The sequence below is a fragment of the Ruegeria sp. HKCCA4633 genome (genome assembly GCF_013034605.1).
Lineage (GTDB): Bacteria > Pseudomonadota > Alphaproteobacteria > Rhodobacterales > Rhodobacteraceae > Ruegeria.
The window spans coordinates 1,007,058-1,026,903 of sequence record NZ_WQGJ01000001.1; the positions used below are offsets into that span (position 1 = coordinate 1,007,058).

The 19,846-nt window shown below is 51.5% G+C and carries 19 protein-coding genes and 2 tRNA genes; 7 read left to right on the plus strand and 14 right to left on the minus strand.

Annotated elements, in window-relative coordinates; genetic code table 11:
* Positions 1 to 31: 31 nt before the first annotated feature.
* From GOV85_RS05015 to GOV85_RS05035, 5 genes are all read right to left on the minus strand, one after another.
* Complete coding sequence (locus tag GOV85_RS05015; protein WP_171175615.1) at positions 32 to 310, minus strand: hypothetical protein; 279 nt, start codon at positions 308 to 310, stop codon at positions 32 to 34.
* 86 nt (positions 311 to 396) lie between these two features.
* Positions 397 to 1,806: an FAD-binding oxidoreductase gene (locus GOV85_RS05020; protein ID WP_171175618.1), complete on the minus strand. Its 1,410-nt coding sequence runs from the start codon at positions 1,804 to 1,806 to the stop codon at positions 397 to 399.
* Positions 1,807 to 1,897: 91 nt separating this feature from the next.
* Positions 1,898 to 3,685: a gamma-glutamyltransferase gene (gene ggt / locus GOV85_RS05025; RefSeq protein WP_171175620.1), complete on the minus strand. Its 1,788-nt coding sequence runs from the start codon at positions 3,683 to 3,685 to the stop codon at positions 1,898 to 1,900.
* Positions 3,686 to 3,796: 111 nt separating this feature from the next.
* A complete protein-coding gene (locus GOV85_RS05030) occupies positions 3,797 to 4,180 on the minus strand; it encodes a GFA family protein (protein WP_171175622.1) in 384 nt (127 codons plus the stop codon).
* Between the two features lie 20 nt (positions 4,181 to 4,200).
* On the minus strand, positions 4,201 to 5,187 hold the full coding sequence (locus GOV85_RS05035; RefSeq protein WP_171176248.1) for a D-glycerate dehydrogenase: 987 nt from the start codon (positions 5,185 to 5,187) through the stop codon (positions 4,201 to 4,203).
* A 198-nt stretch (positions 5,188 to 5,385) separates the two neighbouring features.
* Here GOV85_RS05035 and GOV85_RS05040 point away from each other — a divergent pair, with 198 nt between their 5' ends.
* From GOV85_RS05040 to GOV85_RS05050, 3 genes are all read left to right on the plus strand, one after another.
* Positions 5,386 to 5,847: an SH3 domain-containing protein gene (locus GOV85_RS05040; protein ID WP_171176250.1), complete on the plus strand. Its 462-nt coding sequence runs from the start codon at positions 5,386 to 5,388 to the stop codon at positions 5,845 to 5,847.
* A 91-nt stretch (positions 5,848 to 5,938) separates the two neighbouring features.
* The gene (locus GOV85_RS05045; protein ID WP_171175624.1) at positions 5,939 to 6,928 is read left to right on the plus strand and encodes an NADPH:quinone reductase; all 990 of its coding nucleotides are present in this window, start codon (positions 5,939 to 5,941) and stop codon (positions 6,926 to 6,928) included.
* An 89-nt stretch (positions 6,929 to 7,017) separates the two neighbouring features.
* Positions 7,018 to 7,092: transfer RNA gene (locus tag GOV85_RS05050), tRNA-Gln, on the plus strand.
* Between the two features lie 209 nt (positions 7,093 to 7,301).
* On the opposite strand, the gene GOV85_RS05055 is transcribed toward GOV85_RS05050, so the two are convergent.
* Positions 7,302 to 8,105, minus strand: a complete 804-nt coding sequence (locus tag GOV85_RS05055; protein ID WP_170352253.1) for a DUF1194 domain-containing protein — start codon at positions 8,103 to 8,105, stop codon at positions 7,302 to 7,304.
* A 345-nt stretch (positions 8,106 to 8,450) separates the two neighbouring features.
* Between GOV85_RS05055 and GOV85_RS05060 the strand changes: the two genes are divergently transcribed.
* Genes GOV85_RS05060 through GOV85_RS05070 form a run of 3 tightly spaced genes read left to right on the plus strand, consistent with a single transcriptional unit; the run spans position 8,451 to position 11,459 of the window.
* Complete coding sequence (locus GOV85_RS05060; protein WP_170495111.1) at positions 8,451 to 9,407, plus strand: ABC-three component system protein; 957 nt, start codon at positions 8,451 to 8,453, stop codon at positions 9,405 to 9,407.
* Positions 9,408 to 9,409: 2 nt separating this feature from the next.
* Positions 9,410 to 9,661 carry an ABC-three component system middle component 8 gene (locus GOV85_RS05065; protein WP_170352251.1) on the plus strand — a complete coding sequence of 84 codons (252 nt, stop codon included), beginning with the start codon at positions 9,410 to 9,412 and terminating at the stop codon, positions 9,659 to 9,661.
* On the plus strand, positions 9,651 to 11,459 hold the full coding sequence (locus GOV85_RS05070) for a DUF2326 domain-containing protein (RefSeq protein WP_171175626.1): 1,809 nt from the start codon (positions 9,651 to 9,653) through the stop codon (positions 11,457 to 11,459). The genes GOV85_RS05065 and GOV85_RS05070 overlap by 11 nt, the downstream gene beginning before the upstream one ends.
* A gap of 258 nt (positions 11,460 to 11,717) precedes the next feature.
* Here GOV85_RS05070 and GOV85_RS05075 read toward each other — a convergent pair whose 3' ends face one another.
* From GOV85_RS05075 to GOV85_RS05105, 7 genes are all read right to left on the minus strand, one after another.
* The gene (locus GOV85_RS05075) at positions 11,718 to 13,808 is read right to left on the minus strand and encodes a TniQ family protein (protein ID WP_217358268.1); all 2,091 of its coding nucleotides are present in this window, start codon (positions 13,806 to 13,808) and stop codon (positions 11,718 to 11,720) included.
* A gap of 6 nt (positions 13,809 to 13,814) precedes the next feature.
* A complete protein-coding gene (locus GOV85_RS05080) occupies positions 13,815 to 14,459 on the minus strand; it encodes a hypothetical protein (RefSeq protein ID WP_171175629.1) in 645 nt (214 codons plus the stop codon).
* Positions 14,452 to 15,192: a hypothetical protein gene (locus GOV85_RS05085; protein ID WP_171175631.1), complete on the minus strand. Its 741-nt coding sequence runs from the start codon at positions 15,190 to 15,192 to the stop codon at positions 14,452 to 14,454. The genes GOV85_RS05080 and GOV85_RS05085 overlap by 8 nt, the downstream gene beginning before the upstream one ends.
* Positions 15,192 to 15,398: a hypothetical protein gene (locus GOV85_RS05090; protein WP_171175633.1), complete on the minus strand. Its 207-nt coding sequence runs from the start codon at positions 15,396 to 15,398 to the stop codon at positions 15,192 to 15,194. Before GOV85_RS05090 ends, GOV85_RS05085 begins: the two co-directional genes overlap by 1 nt.
* Positions 15,382 to 16,116 (minus strand): hypothetical protein, encoded by a 735-nt coding sequence (locus GOV85_RS05095; protein WP_171175635.1) that lies wholly within the window; start codon positions 16,114 to 16,116, stop codon positions 15,382 to 15,384. Before GOV85_RS05095 ends, GOV85_RS05090 begins: the two co-directional genes overlap by 17 nt.
* A 3-nt stretch (positions 16,117 to 16,119) precedes the next feature.
* A complete protein-coding gene (locus GOV85_RS05100; protein WP_171175637.1) occupies positions 16,120 to 16,626 on the minus strand; it encodes a hypothetical protein in 507 nt (168 codons plus the stop codon).
* 19 nt (positions 16,627 to 16,645) lie between these two features.
* Positions 16,646 to 16,739: transfer RNA gene (locus GOV85_RS05105), tRNA-OTHER, on the minus strand.
* 345 nt (positions 16,740 to 17,084) lie between these two features.
* Between GOV85_RS05105 and GOV85_RS05110 the strand changes: the two genes are divergently transcribed.
* The gene (locus GOV85_RS05110; protein ID WP_171175639.1) at positions 17,085 to 18,137 is read left to right on the plus strand and encodes a hypothetical protein; all 1,053 of its coding nucleotides are present in this window, start codon (positions 17,085 to 17,087) and stop codon (positions 18,135 to 18,137) included.
* Here the strand turns inward: GOV85_RS05110 and GOV85_RS05115 are convergent.
* Positions 18,134 to 19,435: a hypothetical protein gene (locus GOV85_RS05115; protein ID WP_171175641.1), complete on the minus strand. Its 1,302-nt coding sequence runs from the start codon at positions 19,433 to 19,435 to the stop codon at positions 18,134 to 18,136. The genes GOV85_RS05110 and GOV85_RS05115 overlap by 4 nt on opposite strands.
* Positions 19,436 to 19,846: the final 411 nt, after the last annotated feature.

Consider the following 19,846-nt stretch of genomic DNA (forward strand, 5'->3'; position numbering starts at 1 on the left):
AGGTCCAAGATCGGTCATTCCGCCGCAATGTTCACCCGCTTGAACTGCAGCGTTTACTGGTTCCGACTGTAATGCAGACCAGTTTGCCTCGGTCCTCGTTGGGTTTCTGCGCTGCGGGTTCCTGTGGTTTGGAAACACGGGCTTCTGCCTCATCTACGCTGTCTGCGAGACCAACACGCGATGACACCGAATCCAGATAGCCTTTCATGTTCAGACCGTTTTCCGATGCTTTGGCCTGCTGATGATAGTCCAGCCCCGCGACGGCCAATCCGCAGATTGCCACAAAGCCTGCCAAGTATTTTGCACTCATATCGACCACCTGTTTGCGTTCGGCTTTTAAAAACCAAAACAACTGGACGTTTTGACGGCACAAAACGGACCAGATCAGGAAAATTATTATGGACGACCAGACAGTATCTTGCCGGGGTTCATTATGTTGTCAGGATCCAACGCGGCCTTGATCGCTGCCATATACCGCGTTGCACCCCCTAGTTCTTTTATCAGATAAGGCTGCTTGCCCTGCCCAATGCCGTGTTCACCAGTGCAGGTGCCTTCCATTGAAATGGCCAGATCATTCAACCAGCCAACAAAGGCGTCGGCCTTAGCGACCTCTTCTGTATTTTCCATATCGATCAGCAACAGCGTGTGGAAATTCCCGTCCCCCACATGGCCCACAACCGGAGCAAGCAAGCCAAGTTCGGCTGCCTTTCTTTGGGTCTGGGTCACACATTCGGCCAGACGTGAGATCGGCACACAAACATCCGTAGAGATTCCCTGCGCACCGGGACGCAGTTGTAGACACGCCCAATACATATCATGCCGCGCCTGCCACAGCTTGTTCCTCTCTTCGGTGGTCGATGTGGCGGCAAAGTCTGTACCCCCGAATTCTTCTGCGATCTGGCCAAACGTTTCAGCCTGTTCAACCGCGCCGCTTTCCGAGCCATGAAACTCCAGCAACAAGAGCGGCGTAGCGGGAAGGCTGAGCCCCGAATAGGCATTGGCAGCCTGAACCGAAAGCTCATCCAAAAGTTCGATCCGAGCGACCGGAATGCCATACTGAATGGTCATCATCACAGCACGGCAGGCCGCGTCCACCGTTGGAAACGAGCATCGGGCCGAACTGATGGCTTCGGGGATGCCTTGCAGCCGCAAGGTCAGTTCAGTGATGATCCCAAGCGTGCCTTCAGCTCCGATCAAAAGGCGGGCCAGGTCATACCCCGCTGACGACTTCTTGGCCCGGTGCCCGGTACGGATGATTTGACCGTCCGGCATGACCGCCTCAAGGCTCAGAACATTGTCCTTCATTGTTCCATACCGCACCGCATTGGTGCCCGAGGCGCGGGTAGCGGCCATCCCACCCAGCGAGGCATTGGCCCCGGGGTCTATCGGAAAGAACAGACCCTGATCCCGTAGATGCGTGTTCAGCGCCTCGCGCGTCACGCCTGGTTGTACGACGCAGTCCAGATCTTCGGCATGAACAGCAAGCACGCTGTCCATTTGCATCAGATCGACCGAAATGCCCCCTGCGGGCGCATTCACGTGCCCTTCCAGCGACGTGCCCGTGCCAAAAGGGATCACAGGCACCCGATGCACGGCACAGGCTTTAACGATGTCTGAAACCTCTTGCGTGTTCTGCGGGAAAACCACGGCATCCGGACTTTGGTTTTCGATCCATGTCGTGGTGTGACCATGCTGTTCGCGGATTGCGGTGCTTGTTTGCAGCCTGTCACCGAAACGTTGTTTGAGAATGCTGATCGCCGTTTCGATGCCTGTTTCATTTCTTGGCAAGACTTTTGCTTGTACCATCGTCATCCTCTCTGCCCCAACGCATGGCTTGCCTTTCAGGACATGACTGAAAGGCTCGCAAACGGTGGCAATCCTCATACATACCCGGGGCTTATTCGCCTAGCGCAATACCTTCGCGGCGCGGGTCCGCTCCGCCGCTTAGCCCTTCACCGATTTCAATGGCATGCAAACCCGATGTCAGGTCACGCGGATTGACCTCAAAACCTTGCAGCACCAGCGCATCCGTGAACCCTTCGGCTGCGGTGCCCGCCTCGACATCGTAGGTTCCGAAACGATTGACCAGATGCGGCAGGGACAGCGCTTGCTGTACGTCCATATCCCAATCGGCCCAGGCGATAATCGATTTCGCGACATAACCGATGATGCGGCTGCCACCTGGCGATCCAATCGCCAGAACCGGTGCACCGTCCTGCATCACAATGGTCGGGCTCATGGACGAACGCGGGCGTTTTCCGGGTTCCAGCCGGTTGGCAATCGGCACACCGTCGCTATGGGTTTTGAACGAGAAATCCGTCAGCTCGTTGTTCAGAAGAAACCCGTTCGTCATCAGACGCGAACCAAAGCCGTTTTCGATGGTCGTTGTCATCGACAGAACGTTGCCATAGCTGTCCACAATCGAGATATGCGAGGTCGAGGGAAGCTCGAGCGAGACATCATCCGCCCAGTTCAGCGCATGGTCGAATTCGGGTTGGCCCGGCGCGGTTTCCGCCAACGCAGCTTCGGTGTTCAACAAAGCCGCACGCTGCGCAAGATAATCCGGATCAACCAACCCCTTTGTCGGCATGGGAACAAAATCACTGTCGGCCATGTAACGACCTCGGTCCGCAAAGGCGAGGCGCGAGGCGTCTCCGATCAGCCGCCAAGCTTCCGCGCTTTCTGGGCCCATTGCTGCCAGATCATAGCTGTTTAGCATCCCCAAAATCTGTCCCACGGTCAGCGCACCAGAGGATGGCGGCCCCATGCCACAGACTTCATACGCGCGGTATGCAGCACAAACCGGTTCGCGTTCGATCACCTGATACAGCGCCAGATCAATGCCGGACAGAACACCCGGATTGCCCGGAGCGTTCCGCACCGTGCGGACAATATCTGCAGCAATCTCACCGCCATAAAACCCTGCGGCCCCGTCGCTGGCCAATACACGCAAGGTATCTGCGTAGGCCGGATTGGTCAGCCGTTGCCCTTGCTGCAAAAGCTCTCCGCCCGGCAGAAAGTAAGCGGCCGTTTCGGGAAAACGCGACAGGCGTTCGGCGTCGTTTTCAACAAGGCTGGCCAAGCGTGGCGAGACCAGGAAACCTTCATCTGCCAACCGGATGCCATCGGCGAACAAGCCGGGCCAGGACGAGCGGCCCCAGCGGCGATGCGCCTCTTCAAGCAGGGCTGGCGTGCCCGGCGTTCCTACGGACAATCCTCCGACGACCGCATCAAAGAATTTCAGCGGTTCGCCCTGTTCATCCTGAAACAGCCTTGGTTTGGCTGCCTGCGGTGCGGTCTCGCGCCCGTCCAGCGTTGTCATCCGACCAGTAGCTGCGTCGTACCAAACCAAGAACGCGCCGCCGCCCAGGCCAGAGGATTGCGGTTCAACCAGACCCAACACAACCTGCACGGCCACCATTGCATCAGCAGCGGACCCGCCTGCGCGCAGTACTTTGGCCCCGGCTTCAACGGCCAGTGGATTGGCGGCGGCCACCATCCAGTTCTCAGATGTAACCGGGACGCCGTCCAACTTGGCTTCAAGCGCAGCGATGACCTCTTCGGTCAGAGCCTGCACCTGCCCTTGTGTGGCGGTTTCGGGCGCAACGGCATCAGCTGCTTCCTGAGCAAAGCCTGGCGCTGAAAAAACAAATGCCGAAAGCAATAAAGCGGAAAAACATCTCATTTGGTCAAATCCTCCAATACTTTATTTATTTTCAGCCTTGTAAGCAATGCAACCGAACTGCAAGAGTTGGCAGCACAAGCGCAGGGTTGCGGCAGAGATTCGCGACAGTAGCTATGCTTCAGCCTCATCCCGATCCTTCTCAAACCGATCCATTCCAATGAATTCGGGCAACCAGCATTCGCGCCGCGACACCCAACATTCATAGGTCGGCGTCAATTGGTTAGGCTCATCGAGGCATCCCAAATGCACCTCAACCTCGGAACCGCTGCGCGCAAACACCGGAGAGCCGCAAGTTGGGCAAAAGAACCGATCTGCATAGCCCTGTGAGGGGCCGGAAATCTTGACCGCACCGCTAGGGAATATTGCTGCGGCATAAAACAAAGCCCCATGATGCTTACGACAGTCCACGCAATGGCAAATCCCAACCCGAAGGGGACGGCCCGAAGCAGAAATGCGCAAACGTCCGCAGCGACATCCCCCTTCAAACAGGTTCATTCAGGCTCCTTTCCGGCGGCTCACAGCATTGAGGGCACAACCTGATCTGGCGGACGGTGGCCATCTTCGAAGGTCTTGATGTTGATGATAACTTTCTCACCCATTTCGATCCGCCCTTCCAGCGTGGCCGATCCCATGTGCGGCAAGAGCACAACATTGGGCAGCTGACGCAGCCGCGGGTTCACATCAGTACCCTGTTCGTAGACGTCCAGCCCTGCCCCTGCGATTTCGCCCGCACGGATCATCCGCGTCAGGGCGTTTTCGTCGACAACTTCACCACGTGACGTGTTTACGATCACGGCTGACGGCTTCATCAGCTTCAGTCGGCGTGCATTCATCAGGTGGAAGGTCGATGGGGTCGATGGGCAGTTGACCGAGATCACATCCATTCGCGCCACCATCTGGTCAAGGCTTTCCCAATAGGTCGCCTCTAACTCCTGCTCGATTTCGGGCCGCAGCCGGCGGCGGTTATGATAATGCACTTGCATTCCAAACGCACTTGCTCGCCGCGCAACGGCCTGTCCAATTCGACCCATACCCAGAATTCCCAAACGCCGCCCCCCGATGCGCCCGCCAAGAAAGGCGGTTGGAGCCCAGCCGGTCCAATCACCCTGCTGCATCACGCTCAACCCTTCGGGAATGCGGCGCGTGACGGCCAGGATCAGGGCCATTGTCATGTCGGCGGTGTCATCAGTCAGCACACCCGGCGTGTTCGAAACCAGAATGCCGCGCTGCCGGGCTGTGGACACATCAATATTATCGACGCCCGCCCCATAATTGGCGATCAGCTTAAGGTTTTCACCTGCCTGCCCCAGCAGGCCGCCGTCGATCGTGTCGGTCACCGTAGGCACAAGCACATCGGCTTCCTGTACCGCGGCCACAAGCTCATCTCTTGTCATGGGCGTGTCGTCATCGCGCAGGCGCACATCGAACAACTCGCTCAACCTGGTTTCAACTGCTTCGGGCAACCGTCGCGTAACGACAACACTCAGACGTTCTCTTGGCACCTCGGCCCTCCCACTGCTTTGCAAACAGACGCGCGCCATGTCATCGTGGCGCAGGATAAGGCGGGGCACAAGAACCCCAGTGGCATTGAGTCGACCTTTTTTCAAAACCGGATCAACAGGCATAAGAGCAGGCAGTCAGTGAGTGGTATTCGACCGGTAAAACGCCAATGTCTGGCGGCGATATCCGTATTTCTGGTCATGTTCAGCTCTTGGGCTGCGCATGCCGAGGACAAGCGCGGATCGGTTACCAACCTTCCCCTGCCCCGCTATGTTTCAATGAAAGCCGCTGAAGGGAACGTTCGGCGCGGGCCGTCGCTGAGCCATCGAATCGATTGGGTATTCAAGCGGCGCGGGATGCCGCTGCAAGTCACGGCTGAATACGGCAACTGGCGCAAAGTTCAGGACCGCGACGGCGCCGGTGGGTGGGTTCACTATGCTTTGTTGTCTGGTGTACGCACGGTGCTGATCGAATCCGACATGCTGCCTGTATATGTGCGCCCCGATCCGGATTCGCCTGTGAACGCACATTTCGAGACTGGCGTCGTGGCCCGCCTTGGCACGTGCTCGCTGGATTGGTGCCGGATCACGGCCGGTGGCTATCGGGGCTGGACGCTGAAATCGAATCTCTGGGGCGTCGATCCAACCGAAATCCGCGAATAAAGCACCTGCCGCTTGTTGCACAGGTCACGAAGCACAAGCGGTTTGAATTCCCCACTCGTTTGCGATGTAACTAGGGCAAACGGAGGACCCTATGCGCGCAGTGACCTATTCCGCTTTCGGAGACGCAGCCGAAGTTCTGAAGCTGAAAGACCTTCCTCCGATACCTCCCGGACCGGGTGAGGTCACCGTTGAGTTGGCGTTTTCGGGCGTCAACCCTTCGGACATCAAGGCCCGGTCTGGGACCCGGCCAGGCGTGACGGAACCTCCTTTTCCGCTGATCATCCCGCACAGTGACGGATCCGGTGTGATCACTGCCGTCGGGGATGGCGTACCCACATCCCGGATCGGTCAGCGCGTGTGGGTCTGGAATGGACAATGGAAGCGCGCATTCGGAACAGCTGCAAGTTACATCACCTTACCCAGCGACCAGGCTGTTGATCTGCCGGACGCGGTGTCGCTTGAGACCGGAGCGATTCTGGGCATCCCCGGACTGACCGCCTGCCACGCCGTGTTTTCGGGTGGGCTATCCAAAAACCAAACAATCCTGATTCATGGCGGGGCTGGCACGGTTGGGTATCTTGCCGTTCAACTGGCAAAATGGGCAGGCGCGCGCGTTATCACAACGGCAAGCCCACGCAACTTTGACAGAGTACACGCAGCAGGCGCGGATGTCGTACTCGATTATGCCAGCCCAGATCTTACGGAACTGATTCTGGACGCAAACGGCGGACAAGCGATCCATCGTATCGTAGATGTCGAATTAGGATCAAACATCGAAACAAACGCCACTGTGGTCGCCGAGAACGGCCGGATAAATGCGTATGGGTCTGCCCAAAACATGGCACCGGTTTTTCCGTTTGGAGCGATGATGTTCAAAGCTGCAACGCTTGAGACGATCCTGATCTATCTGCTGCCTGCTAACTTGCGCGCTGCCGCTGTTGAAACCCTTCATCGTGCGTTGGTCGAAGGAGCGCTGACCTGCCCGGTCCAGAACGTCTTTGCACTGGAGGACTGCGCTGCTGCTCATGACGTGGTTCAGGGTGGAAATCGCGTAGGGGCCGTCTTGATCAGCACCAAATGAGTGCTCGAAATTATTTTCTGGCGCTCACATTTTTTTGCCAAATAGCTCTTGAACACCGCCAACAACAATCGTAGATAGCCGCTCACCGTTGGGGTGTAGCCAAGTGGTAAGGCAGCGGTTTTTGGTACCGTGTATCGTAGGTTCGAATCCTACCACCCCAGCCATAATTTTCCCTAAATGCGAATTACCCATAAGCGTGCAAATTTCACTCGGTTCGTGCAAATCGATGTCAATAAGTTTGTCTACTCACACCGTTTGGAAGATTCACCATCATCTGTGCATTTCTATTGAAAGCGGAGAATACTAGTTTTCCTTAGGAAATTGCTGCTGGCTTTTAGTATGGAGCCTCGGGTGATTGATGCAAAGGCCGCTTCTAGGGTTCGCTCCAGATTTGTTGATTCCGTTCCCAGATCTTCTCGCCAATCAGGCAGTCATAGTCTGAGGGTGAGATGTATTGCGCCTTCATAACCTCTCCTATTGCTGGCGCTGATCCAATTTCCAGAACCAATTTTCGTCGTACGGCCTCCGCAAAGCCTTTCCAGTCAAGCACCGGGATTACGAATGAACCAAGTCCGCCCGTCACACAGTTCCGGTAGTAGGCGTCAAGATCGTCGAGGTGCCACTGACTCCCCATACCTTCACGGGTCATCAGCGGTAACCCATTTATGGTGATCGACTTCGACAATACTGCCTCACGGGCTTGCAAAACCGGGCGACCCTGATTGTTAGGCCCGTCGCCAGAAACGTCGATAACTTTACGCAGACCTTCGAATTCGTTCCGTTCGATCATCGATGCCCCGAAGATCAGGGCCTCAGAGATTGAAGTGCGGCGCAAGGCAGGATCGAAACGCGTGGTCAGAACACCCGCAAACTCATCCAGATCAGCGCGTGTTTCTAACAGCATCCAGTCAACAATAACGTCTTGTGTTCCCGCCCACTCGACGTATGTCAAAGCCACCCGTTGCAAAGGGCCCGACTGAACAGCAGCGAAAACTTCATCCGACATCAAGGCTGCGGCGTAACCCTGCCGCTGAATCTCGAGTTCTCGCTCAGTCATCGACCTTGAAACATCTACAAGAAGGGCCAGTTCCAGGTCGACTTCAATTTTCTCAGACGCGACAGGAGTTGCCGAGAGAGAGGCAATCGCGACAATTGTCAGGAGCAAGTTACGTAGCATCAGTTAACGGATGGCGCGATGCGCTGTTAAGTCAAGCTTCAAGTGGTTGATCAAGCTTTTGGCGACAAATAACTCTAAAACATGACGGCTTGGTTCAATCGTTGAGGATACGAATGTCACTTAAGCGAAGTCACTATTTTCAGCCCGAAGCGGACATGCTCGACCTTAACGCAGAGCGGGACCGGTCATACGCTACGAGATTGAAAACGGTTGGTGGCTACGAGTAGAGCGGGCACTCATGATGAGATCGAGGTCAATGAGTTGAAATGGTTAAATGGTTTGACTTCATGATTCCTCATCACCTAACGTCAAAGTTGAGCAGAATACTTGAAATTCAGGCAATTTATGCGCAGAGACTACCGGCTATACGAACTCAGCGACGATGATTTTGAAGACCTTTGCGTCAAAATATCAGTTGATTGGTTGGGCGAAGGCGTAACACCTTTCGCACCCGGCCCGGACGGTGGGAGAGACGGCAAGTTCACAGGTACGGCAAACAAATTCCCAAGCGAAAGCCTACCATTGGAGGGAAAGTTCGTACTGCAAGCGAAGCACTCAGCTTCGCCAATCGCCTCCTACTCGGACACGTCATTTCAGAGAGCACTGAAAAAAGAGGAATACCCTCGCATCAAAAAGCTCGTGAACAATGAAATGTGTGAACACTATGTTTTATTTGCCAACCGGAAGCTAACGGGTGGGGCCGAAAGGAAAATCCATAAGGAGCTAATGGCTCTTGGATTGAAGTCAGCACATGTCATTGGTGTAGAGCGCCTGAACCTCGAGCTTGAAAGCAAGCCGAGCTTGGCGAAACTTTTACCAAACTCCAGAGATGTACAGCCTTTCACATTTCAACCAGATGACATAGTTGAAGTAATTTCTGCCCTCCACTCTTACTCGGATGCATACATTGATGAGGCGTTTGACAGCGCGCAATCATTTGACACCATTTCGATCAAGTCCAAGAAGAACCCAATAAATGGATTGACGAAAGATTTTTACGAACAGGTCATAGAGGCAGAGTCCATGCTCCATTTCGGCAAGATCGAGCGCTTTCTCAAGAACCCACGCAACGCTGAATTCAGAGAGCTCTACCATGACGCTGCTGATGAGCTAAAACAAAAGCTGATAGCAGAACGAGATCAGTTTGCGGATTTTGACCGGGTTTTTACGTTTTTGTACGACAAAGTGCAGAGCCAACGTGAAGCTTTGAAAGGTAAGCGCAGGTTGGTCAGCATCCTCTTGCACTACATGTACTGTAACTGCGATATCGGCGTCAAAAGCGAAGATGAACTGGCGGCCTAACCATGTTGACAGCAGAGAAACACTTAGACCTTGACACCTCGCTGGTACGTGTCGCGGCTGTGATCCTAAAGGAGTTGAAACGTAAAGGTGCCGTCGCCTTTGAGGCTCTACGTAAGTTGATCATTCGTCGCGTGGGTGAAGATGGTGAGTTGATGTTCCTACCAGCTCTACGTTTTCTCTTTTTGTTAGGGCGTGTGGACTACCACTCTAAGAACGATGTGGTCGAGCTTGTTGGGGTCTCCAATGCAAATTAGCCGACTGTATAGTAACCGCGACGATGCTTTTACACCAATTGATTTCAATTTTGGAAACGACGCAACATTCTTAAATGTGGTCCTAGGAGAGATCCGTCATCCATCAGATCATGCAAGAGATTCCCACAATCTTGGGAAAACGACACTTCTGCACCTGATCGACTTCTTGCTGTTGAAAGGTATGTGGCAAGGGCACTTTTTTGTGAAAAACAAGAACCTTTTTGAAGGCTTCGAGTTTTTTATTGAGATTGCTCTAAATGCAGGTGGGTTCGCAACTGTGCGTCGCGGAGTGAACGACCCAAACTTGATTTCACTGGTTCGACACGACGTACCGGATTCAACATTTGTGGATGCGCCTGAAGATCGGTGGGACCACTTTGAACTGGGCAGAAGCGACGCCGAAGTTATTTTGGATAGCTGGCTCGATCTTCGTGTCTTGAAGCCCTTTAGCTACAGGAAAGCAATTACATATTTTCTACGTGCCCAAAGCGATTGGGATGATGAGCTAAAGCTTCAAAAATTCGCTTCGTCCAAAGATCAGTATTGGAAGCCATTCATTGCTAGACTGTTTGCCTTTGATGATGGGCTGGTTCAGCAAAAGTATAATCTTGACGAAGAACATACTGAGAAGAAGTCCAGACTAGAACATCTTCAGAGCGAAGTTCAGTTCATGGAGGACGAACTCCCTCAGTTGAATGCGCAGATATCTTCTTTAGTACAAGATATTAACTCAAGCGAAGCGGCATTAGATGCGTTTAGCTTCGACGAGGAAGAACAAAAACTGGTCCGTGACCTCGTTAACGAGATTGAGGCGGAAATAGCCGAGATTTCTTCAAGCGTTTACAACTTGAGATTTGATATCAAACAGATCGACGAAGCGCTTGCCCACAAAGACAAGTTTGACTTGAACGATGTTAGGTCAATTTTCGAGGAGGTGGAAATCCACTTCCCAGAGCAGCTCTCTCATGACTACGAACAACTCGTTGCGTTTAACCGGAAGATCACCAGAGAGCGAAATGCCGCACTTCGCAAACAACGAAAAAATCTCGAAGAAAAGAGACGTGAGCTTGCCGAGAGGAAGCGTCAACTAGATTCCGAGCGTTCGCATCGCCTGAAGTTCATGCAAGCAACGGATACCTTTGAAAAGTTCAAAGAATTGCAAAAAGGGTTGGCCGAACACAAAGCTCGCCTTGTTTATCTCGAAGAGCAAAAAGGGAAACTTGAGCTCGTGGCAGCCGCTGCAAGAGAATTGCGTGAAGTTGAAAGAAACCGCGGGAGAGTAACGGATGAGTTGAAGGCAATGGTCGAAAGGCCAAATCCCCTCTTTGAACGCTTCAGAGATAACTTCAACGCCTACTGCAAGCGAGTGCTTAATCACGATGGTATTGTCTACTTCCGCGTAAACAAGCAGAATAACTTCGATTATGAAATTGGATTGTCGCTTCCAGGAAGTTCGACCACAACATCCAGTTTATCGGACGGCACGAGTTACCAAAAGCTGATATGCGTTCTCTTTGACCTAGCGCTCTTGAAGGTGTACGAAGACGCGCCATTTTTCCGTTTTGTGTTTCATGATGGTGTTTTCGAAGGCCTCGACAATCGCAAAAAGAACAATTTACTGGAAGTGATCAAAGAACAGATCGGCTCGGGAAAGCTACAGTACATTTTTACGTTGATCGACACTGATTTGCCTCGCAATCTAGACGACCAACCTATTCGTTTTTCAGAAGAAGAAGTAATTCTCAGACTGCACGACGATGGTAGCGATGGCCGTTTGTTCAAAATAGCGGAATTCTAGATTATAAAACGTAACCGTTTCGACCGCATTCACATCTAATAATGCCGTGTCCCCAACTTAATCCGGAATGACCCCTTTGTCGCAACGTTTCAGAGATAGGTTGAATGCTTGGTATGGGCCTTCTAAGTGGCACAGCTTGTTAACTCAGATACCGGCTGATCGGAAAGTGGACGCCACACAGTTCGTCCACCGAACTTTGCAAAGTCCGGAACATGCGCACTACGCTCGAACAAGCAAAACTCACTTAGCACCGGCTTCTCACCCATTTCGTGTAAAATTTGGCTCCAGCCAACCATCTTGATGCAACAGAGCTTCGACATCCTCGCGCAGAAAGAGCGGTCCATAGTCCTCGCCGTTTGGCGCAAACCTATTCAATTTCTTTAGCAAAAACCTCCTATAATGACCAAAGTCGTCTCTAATTGTCTTCGAAGTCACGAAGCGTTTGTGAAACTCCTCAATGTCTCCGATTGAGGCATAGATCCAGTCACCACCGTATTTTGGATGCGGCCTACGAGTTGCTGGTGTATGACCGGCAGAAGAAAGCCTTTCAAACCATCCCTGAGTACGTATTCCAACCGAACGACCAAACGCAGCCGCAGTCATCATTGGACCGCCTGTGCGCTCTACCTCTTCGGTCTTCATCGCGTCGATTTCTTCTTTCAGAACGCAAAAAGCGGTGTAGCCTTCAAGATCCACCCGCCGTCCTAGTTGGAGTTTCTGCACTCGCACCTGCTTGATGATAGCGGCTAAACTCAGATTAGTGCGGTTTTTAGCGTCTTGAATCCGCTCCCAGCTCTCGTCAATTGCTTCGATTGACATCGCGAGCTCGTGGAGTTCATCAACCAATGCGACACCATCTGAAATGCGCCAAGGTGACTTTACTTTTGCGTTGGGAATCCGTCGCACTAGGATTTCACTTTGAGCCAGCGATGCAAACTCTCCTTTTGTTGCACCCATTGCTTGTTGCATGGCGATTGGGCCCACCAGCGCCGGTATTTCAGCCAACAATTCAGCATATTTTTCGGCTTCAAAAGTCTTGCGTGCCGCAGGCCTGTCGTCGTCAGAACCAAGTGCGCCAGCGTGAACCAGAAACTGCTCAATTAGCGATTGCCCGATGCCTGTTTCTTGAGAAGCCGTAATGATTGAATGCAGTTTCCGTTCTGGTTGTACTATCCCCAATACGGTTTCTCCGGCAGCGACCGGCCAGTGGCGGATGATGCAGTCCCGCAGAATTTTTCGGAATGGGGCGAAGTCAACTTTTTCCAAGTGCGCTTGACCAAAATCAACAAACATACGGCCAAAGGCCTTCTGTGGCCCGGCGTTGGCAGCCTCTGCAAGCTTGGCAAGCTGATCTAATGCGCCATTGATCTTGGCCTCTCCTTGGCTTGCTGCCTGAAACCCAAGAGCGCGGGCCCTCCGCAGCAGCGCAAACTGGTCCAAGTCAGATGAGTCTTCCAACCGTAAGAGCTCTGTCCCAAGAAGCGTGCAGAATGTTGTTGCGGCATGAAGAGTATTGCCGGACAGCCACGTGTCATCGACTCCGGTTCGCAGTCGGATATCGAGCCAATGATCGTAGGGCGATATCTCGACTCGAGGCCGCTCCAACCGGCGTTCTTGGATATCATCCAAAATCGTCGAGAAACGAGTCGAAAGGTCATATCTTTCAGTTAGCGAATTGCGTTCCCAAAGCTCAACCAACGGGTGTGAGTGCTTAATACAAAGATCAACTTCCCGAAACTGCCAATCCCCACGCATGGTCATGTGAGCAAGAGGTTTAATTTGTTCAATCTCAGCGTCTTCGCGTAAACAGTGCGGGCAGCCTCGGATTACCGGATTTCTAAGTGAACGAGACCCGAGGACTTCATCCCGAAAAACCATCCTAACGTCACCGGCAACTTTTCCAGTCCATGAAACGAGTTCTTCGACCTCAGCTCCCGTCAACCCGCTGCAAGTGGTCAAGTAGTCCAAAGCAACTTCATCCAGCTGAACTATCTTCTTGAGTGAAAAACCCATGTCCAAGGCGAAGTTAGATGCGCTCACACCATTTACTGCTGCCATACGTGACAGAAACGATGGGATCGTTTCTCTGAATTTTGGTTCGACGCGAAGGGGAAGAGGCTTAGACACCATGTGCAATCGTTTTCTGCGGCTTGGATCAGTATCGCCTGTATGATCAAGCTCCTCTACTAAGTCCACCGCTGTTCTGATATTCGCGAAGGAGATCCTTTCGTGATTTTTTTGCCAATCCTTTGGCCACTTGTTCTCTGTAATCCATTCATCCGTCCACTCTGCCACTTCGTTGGGCCTTGGAACGACCTTCACTACGTGCGCTTGAACAACAGCTAACAATGCCGGTCAGAACTCTTCCTGCGTTTTCAAACGTGCTCGAATCTCGGCAAACAAGTCATCTGTGGAAACGGATTCCAACGGACGACGAAGCACTTCTTCTTCAGAAAGCTCATCGCTCATCTCCTTCGCTGCTTGGTAGCAATTCCACAACCGCTCTACCTCATCACTTGGATCATCTGAGATCCGCTCGTTCGCTTTCAGCTGATCACGCATCTCATCAGACAGCTGATTGGCCGGGAGAATGTCCACTTTTTGCAGGTAGCTGGCGTCCGCCTCCGCGAGTAGGCGTTCGATTAGGGCTCCTGTTGCCGAAGAATCCGAGTAGATCCAACCAGATGCACAGCTCTCAATAAGATCCAGTGTTTGATTGGCTACATCTACGGCAGCTGGAGCCGTCGACAGGTCAATAGGGGATGCGTCCAAGACCTGCGTGGACCACGACAGTGCAGGGTATATGCGAGACGACCAAATTCGGGCTTCGTCATCCACCACCCTCAAAACCGCGATCTCAACTGGGTAGAATTGTCCTCTGAGGGCGACGATCCTCATATCGCAGAACACCAGGCTGATAATGGGTTCTGGCGGGCCAAGATCCTTGTTGACGCTGCCAGAGCCACTGGTGATCTCCACTTTATTCTCTTCATCACTCATCGAAGGGGTTCCAATCGCCTTGCTCCTGGCAGTGTGCGCACAGGGCAGTTGCCTTGTTCTTCTTCCGTACAATATCCCCCACATGGCCGCATCTTGCACATGTGCGCTTGCTGTCCAGTACGAGACGCTTGAGCGGGAAATCCAGGCATTGATCGTACCGACGGAAGTTTATCTGGATTGAACCGTCTGAACCCGTCGTCACATCCGAGACCTGCACTTGAATCGGTGTCTCACAGTTCTCTCGAACCAGATGCTCCGCCTCCGCAAGAAACCTTCCCAGCAGGACGAGCCGACCCGGCCCAATGCTTGGCCATAATGATGCCGCATCAGAGCTTACCAGGTCTGGAAAGCGATCTGCTATGTTGAGCTCAAGATCCGTTGGCCACATCGCCTCAGCGCCTTCAAATCGATCTTCGAGGTAGCGGTTATAGCACCAGCAACAAAGGGTGACTAAATGTCCCCTGATGTTTTGGATTTCGGCAGAATTTCCGCATCTCTCACACCTCTTCTCGATCTCTTCGACACGCGTATCCAGCTCATCGAGGATATTTCGATTGCATTTTCGTGTGTAGACGCGCAATCCGCCAAGTTTTTGCTTGATCTGTACGATCACCGGCAACTCACCCCCAAAGACATCGGGATGTTGTGAAACACTGCGCTTTACTACACGATGCTCTCCAAGTGCCTTTAGAACGCTAGCTTGGATGTCATTCCAATCAACAACCTGGTTCATCACTCATCCTTCAGCTGCGCCAGCACGTCAGCTTTCTCATGAACAACACACATGATTTCTTCGTCCGTCAGATCTTCGATCCGTTCGAAATCGGCGGTTGAGATTGGGGCCACAACACTATTTTCACTGTCGTGAACCGCAAATGTCATATTCAGGAATCGAAGATCTTCGGTCTCGGTGAAATTTGGCTCAAGTGTCCTGGTCATCATCGTCACCCAATCGACGTTTGTGCGCTGCAATGTGCTCGGCTAGGTCTCCAGCAAGATTGCCTGCTGCAATGTCCTTTTCCAAAAGCTCAAGGAAAGCTTCTATGGCTGGATCTTTATGCTCGTCCTCGCCCTGGTCCTCGCCATTCACTTCACTATCGATGCGCTCATCCAATTCGCGAATGCTCGTCCGAATCTGCGACAGCAATTCGTTGTCACTTGCTTCATGTACCTTGCGCGCTCTGATCTCATCTGCGGAAATCGGATCAGATAAGTTTGCCAGGCCAAGTGCGATCCTTGCCTCTTGCAGTGCCAAAAGCGCCCTGGTCAGTGGATCAATCTCGACGTCAGCAGTGAGCGCGTCGAACTCATCTCCGCCAATCGGATCAGACAGCGATGCTTGTCCGGCGAGAAACTTGGCCTTCTTCAGCTTCAGGAATGCGCGCGTCACGTCATCAGCCTTAGTGCGGGGCTCTCGCGCACCGGTCATCTCTAGCCACATGGCGGCGATCTTCTCAACCAGTGACCACACGGTTTGCTTACGATCATGCTGCGAGATCTCAAAGCGGACTGCTTTCTCTTCGATACCGTGCTGCTCGGATTCTCGTTCGCTCACGCGCACTTCGTAGTCGCAGAGCCCACTAATATCATCGCTGACGTTCCCGGCATGGGCTCGGGCGATCTCTTTTTCGTTTGCGTAGACAATAATTTTGAGCATCCCTCACCACCCTTTCGTCACACATACAGGACAGCGTCCGCGGTCATCAGATCGGTCGATCTGACCGAAATATCCACAGACCGAGCACGTCAATTGATCTCGAATGGGCTTCTTTCGAACGCCAAACAGCCGGTTCCGTTCTGGATGGCGCTTGCTCGCGACATCGTGCGCGCACCAACAACACAGGGTCGTGTACCAACCGTCCAACAGCTGGGTCTCGGCAGCGTTTGAGCATCGCTCACAGGTACGATTTGCTCGTGCAATCGTGGCGGTGATCATCGACTGGATGTGTCGATCATCACACCTGTGGTAGATGCGGAGCTCGCCGAGTTTTTCTTTTATCTGGACAACAAAGGGGTAGGTGGCATCTTTAAGATCGCAGTATTCCTTAACCTCTGTGAAGAGCTTTGTGGCCAAGCCGGACCAGCCTTCGGGTGTGCGGCCGAGGCTCTCCTCGACCGATTGCTTGATGTCGTTGAAATCAATTGCGTTAGTAGCGGCTTCCGCCATGTCGGACTCCTCCAGTTGATGGTAGGAGGCGTCGGAATCGAACCGACTCGTGCACTCTAATCTGGAGCAATTACAAGGATATAAGCCTCGCCCGCATACCAATGCTGCCTCCCACGGATTTCGCGTGGGCTATCGACCTCAGGCCGATATTCGATGGCAGTGGATGCGTGAGTAAGTCATGACTCGAAACTGAACCAGTTCGGGCCACCGTGTCAAGACGGAGCGCGGCACCTCTATTCTCATCGCTTAGTAGTGGGTTTCTCCTTCGATAGGTTGTGTTGCCTCGATCCACTCGAGCGCTGCGAACACACAATCCGGAGTAACGGAAAGGCTCGGAGCAAACTTTGGAAACTGGAGACTAGCTTACTTGCTGGGTCGACGAACTATTTAGAAAACCTTAAGACTAGTACTCGACCGAAGACTTTTTTCAGTCTCAGAAAACCGGAGGGAACCGCAAAATGAGTAGTTTTTTTCTCTCAGACGGTCGTCCACTTTACCTAACTAAAGAAGACTATTTAGATCTGGTGGTTGAGCGTAAAGGCTGCTTTATCTGCGGGCGATCTAATGAAGATTTCGATTTTAACAATGAGCACGTGATCCCTGATTGGATCTTGCGTGATCTAAAAATACATCATAGAAGTATTTCTAAATCAGATGAACGGCTAAAGTATTATTCTACTCATAAAATTCCTTGTTGTGAGAGATGCAATTCGCTACTAGGTGAGAAAGTAGAGAAACCCATTTCTGAGCTACTCCGGAAAACACCCGAAGACTTCAGTCGCCTTATTAATGAAAAAAGTAATTTCGAGTTGCTATACTGCTGGCTCGCAAACATCGCATACAAAAGCGTTCACAGTGACCTGTACACGAAAGTCGATAACCCGAAATTCGAAATAAATAATTTAGGGGAATTACACAACTGGTCTAACATGCACCACCTTAATGTCCTCTGTAGGATTTTTTTCACCGAAACGGATATTGATACAAACGCATTCGGTACAGTACGCATCTTTTTTTTCCCAGACGAGAACGATGAATTCTCGCCAGAGGGATTTGACTTCGTCACCTTTTTTGAAGCATCCGCGGTTTTTCTTAGGTTCCGTCGCATCGGATTAATTGCAGTTTTCAACGACGGTGGAGCATGTGGCGGAATCTTCGATGATAATTTTATTGTTCCCCCTGGCGGTTTAAAAGAACCGATAAGAAGCATAGATTGTCGGGAAGTGCTTGCCGAGATGGCGACTATCAATCTGTTCTTAAAGGAACGTCCGAGCTACCGCAGCGAGACGGACCCGATTTCAATAAAGTCCATTACCAAAGTTTCTTTTCCAGAGTCTCGGCCAGAAGTTGAATACGATCCTTCAAATCCTGAAGATCGATTCGTTAGAAATCAATTGTTCCAAAGCGCATTCTCCCACATAAAACCTCACCTGCCACTTGAAAAACAAAGGCTTTTGGAAGATGGGCGGTTGAGTTTCCTCAAAGAAATTGGCTACGTTCGCTCCAGCTAGTATTGACGATGATCCAGCATTAACGCTTTTCGCAAAGCCTCAAGAGCTGGATTGTCATTACCTTTTTTGTCGACCGACCAGTATAGGCTGTGTTGGAACCATCCAGAAGAAACCGGCAGTTTCACTGGCAGGTCCCGAACACCCCACCCATAAAGCGGCTTCAAAGGCCCGGACACAGGATCGCCAAGTGCAATTCCGTTCCGCTGTAAATAGATATTGGTCCATCGTACTGGAGCGAATACCGAATTCGAATTGAGTATTTTTATTGTTCTTACTTTAGAACTGTCCAAATTAAAGTGATGTTTGTGCCAAATCTTTTTGTCTTTTCTATCGGGTGTTGGCGGGCAGGTGGAGGTGATTCCTTGTTCCTTTTCCAAAATAAATTGGTCAGCACTTTTCGCCAATATGGCGTCAGAGTGGGCGAGTGGGCTACCCATGGTAACAAAATCTGTTATGGACCAATTTAGACCAACGGCCGCCAATTCTCGAAAAAGCTCCCTCTGTTTATTCCGAAAATTTTGGAAGTTTCCGCTCTCAATAGCTTCGTGGAATTTTTGCAGTACTTCTTGGTTGTAGCGTGATTTCTTCTCAAAAAATGAATGTCTTTCATACCAAAAATGATTTAGAATATCCAAACCAATAATACTACCGAGACTGTGGCCACAAAGAACTATCCGGTTATATCCTCTATCACTTTGGTGAAGGTTCCTTAAAAAATCTACACCTAGTTTTCGGACCTCGTTCCGAGAAACTATATTCCTAGGAGATGCGTCCAAATATCTCGCGGCATCAGCAAGATGGTTGAGCATCCAATAGCTAATCCAATAGAATATAAACCCGGATACAAATACAAGTATTATAGGCGTGGATTCGAGGAAGTTATTCGGTGTACCCCAAAATGAATAAGTCAAAACGGTCGCTGCCATCGCAAGAACAACTCTTACCAAAAATTGCAGCCTGCGAAATCGCAATGGAAGAGCTTTGCTTCTCCTAAACACTAAATGCGCAAACCAACTAAAAAAGGTTCTGTGACTTTCCTGTTCAAAAAGGTGTGCCCAATAGAGCTCATAAACATCCGTCACTGGGCGATTTCGATGGCCCGGTATGGTAAACCTGCGATGTTCAAAACCCTCTGATATCTTGTCTGGTTTCAGCCATACCGGTTGAAGAGGACTGTCGGTGGTGTCAATCTTTTTTATTGCTTCGACAAACGATTTCACTGTGTCCATCGGTCGCTGCTCGCCGATACCATGAACAATGACTACAGCCTGGCGCTCAACGTTGATTGGGGTGCTCATGAAAACCTCGTCATTAGTCGCGTTGAAGTTCGTATCGAAGCGTTTTGAGGTCGATGATTGAACTTAATTTCCTGGCATTGAACACGTAAGAGTTCCATCCTTGCGGAGCGATTGCAGGTAAGCGAATGTTAGATTGTCGAAGCTCAGAACGTAAGAGAATTTGTTGTTATGAAAGTAACTTGTTTCCGGTCCTAGATCGGCACTATTTGGGATAATGATTAGTTGGTCGAACTCTTGAGATCTTGGCCTCGGTATTAGGTTCGGAATCCGTGTTTCTTGCATAAGTTGCCCAGATTACCTTACTACGTTTCCTGTAGAGCATCTATCGAATTCAGATTGGAGATCACTTTTCCGACATTTGTGGACCTCAAGTGCAAAAGATGTCAATCAGGGCGTGTTAGACGCCTTTGT

Coding starts and splice junctions, on each gene's coding strand:
- GOV85_RS05070 (WP_171175626.1), top strand. CDS start 9,651: ATGCAAATTAGCCGACTGTATAGTAACCGCGACGATGCTTTTACACCA.
- ggt (WP_171175620.1), bottom strand. CDS start 3,685: ATGAGATGTTTTTCCGCTTTATTGCTTTCGGCATTTGTTTTTTCAGCG.
- GOV85_RS05060 (WP_170495111.1), top strand. CDS start 8,451: ATGCGCAGAGACTACCGGCTATACGAACTCAGCGACGATGATTTTGAA.
- GOV85_RS05085 (WP_171175631.1), bottom strand. CDS start 15,192: ATGAACCAGGTTGTTGATTGGAATGACATCCAAGCTAGCGTTCTAAAG.
- GOV85_RS05100 (WP_171175637.1), bottom strand. CDS start 16,626: ATGGCGGAAGCCGCTACTAACGCAATTGATTTCAACGACATCAAGCAA.
- GOV85_RS05045 (WP_171175624.1), top strand. CDS start 5,939: ATGCGCGCAGTGACCTATTCCGCTTTCGGAGACGCAGCCGAAGTTCTG.
- GOV85_RS05095 (WP_171175635.1), bottom strand. CDS start 16,116: ATGCTCAAAATTATTGTCTACGCAAACGAAAAAGAGATCGCCCGAGCC.
- GOV85_RS05015 (WP_171175615.1), bottom strand. CDS start 310: ATGAGTGCAAAATACTTGGCAGGCTTTGTGGCAATCTGCGGATTGGCC.
- GOV85_RS05090 (WP_171175633.1), bottom strand. CDS start 15,398: ATGACCAGGACACTTGAGCCAAATTTCACCGAGACCGAAGATCTTCGA.
- GOV85_RS05080 (WP_171175629.1), bottom strand. CDS start 14,459: ATGAGTGATGAAGAGAATAAAGTGGAGATCACCAGTGGCTCTGGCAGC.
- GOV85_RS05115 (WP_171175641.1), bottom strand. CDS start 19,435: ATGAGCACCCCAATCAACGTTGAGCGCCAGGCTGTAGTCATTGTTCAT.
- GOV85_RS05020 (WP_171175618.1), bottom strand. CDS start 1,806: ATGGTACAAGCAAAAGTCTTGCCAAGAAATGAAACAGGCATCGAAACG.
- GOV85_RS05030 (WP_171175622.1), bottom strand. CDS start 4,180: ATGAACCTGTTTGAAGGGGGATGTCGCTGCGGACGTTTGCGCATTTCT.
- GOV85_RS05110 (WP_171175639.1), top strand. CDS start 17,085: ATGAGTAGTTTTTTTCTCTCAGACGGTCGTCCACTTTACCTAACTAAA.
- GOV85_RS05065 (WP_170352251.1), top strand. CDS start 9,410: ATGTTGACAGCAGAGAAACACTTAGACCTTGACACCTCGCTGGTACGT.
- GOV85_RS05055 (WP_170352253.1), bottom strand. CDS start 8,105: ATGCTACGTAACTTGCTCCTGACAATTGTCGCGATTGCCTCTCTCTCG.
- GOV85_RS05040 (WP_171176250.1), top strand. CDS start 5,386: ATGTTCAGCTCTTGGGCTGCGCATGCCGAGGACAAGCGCGGATCGGTT.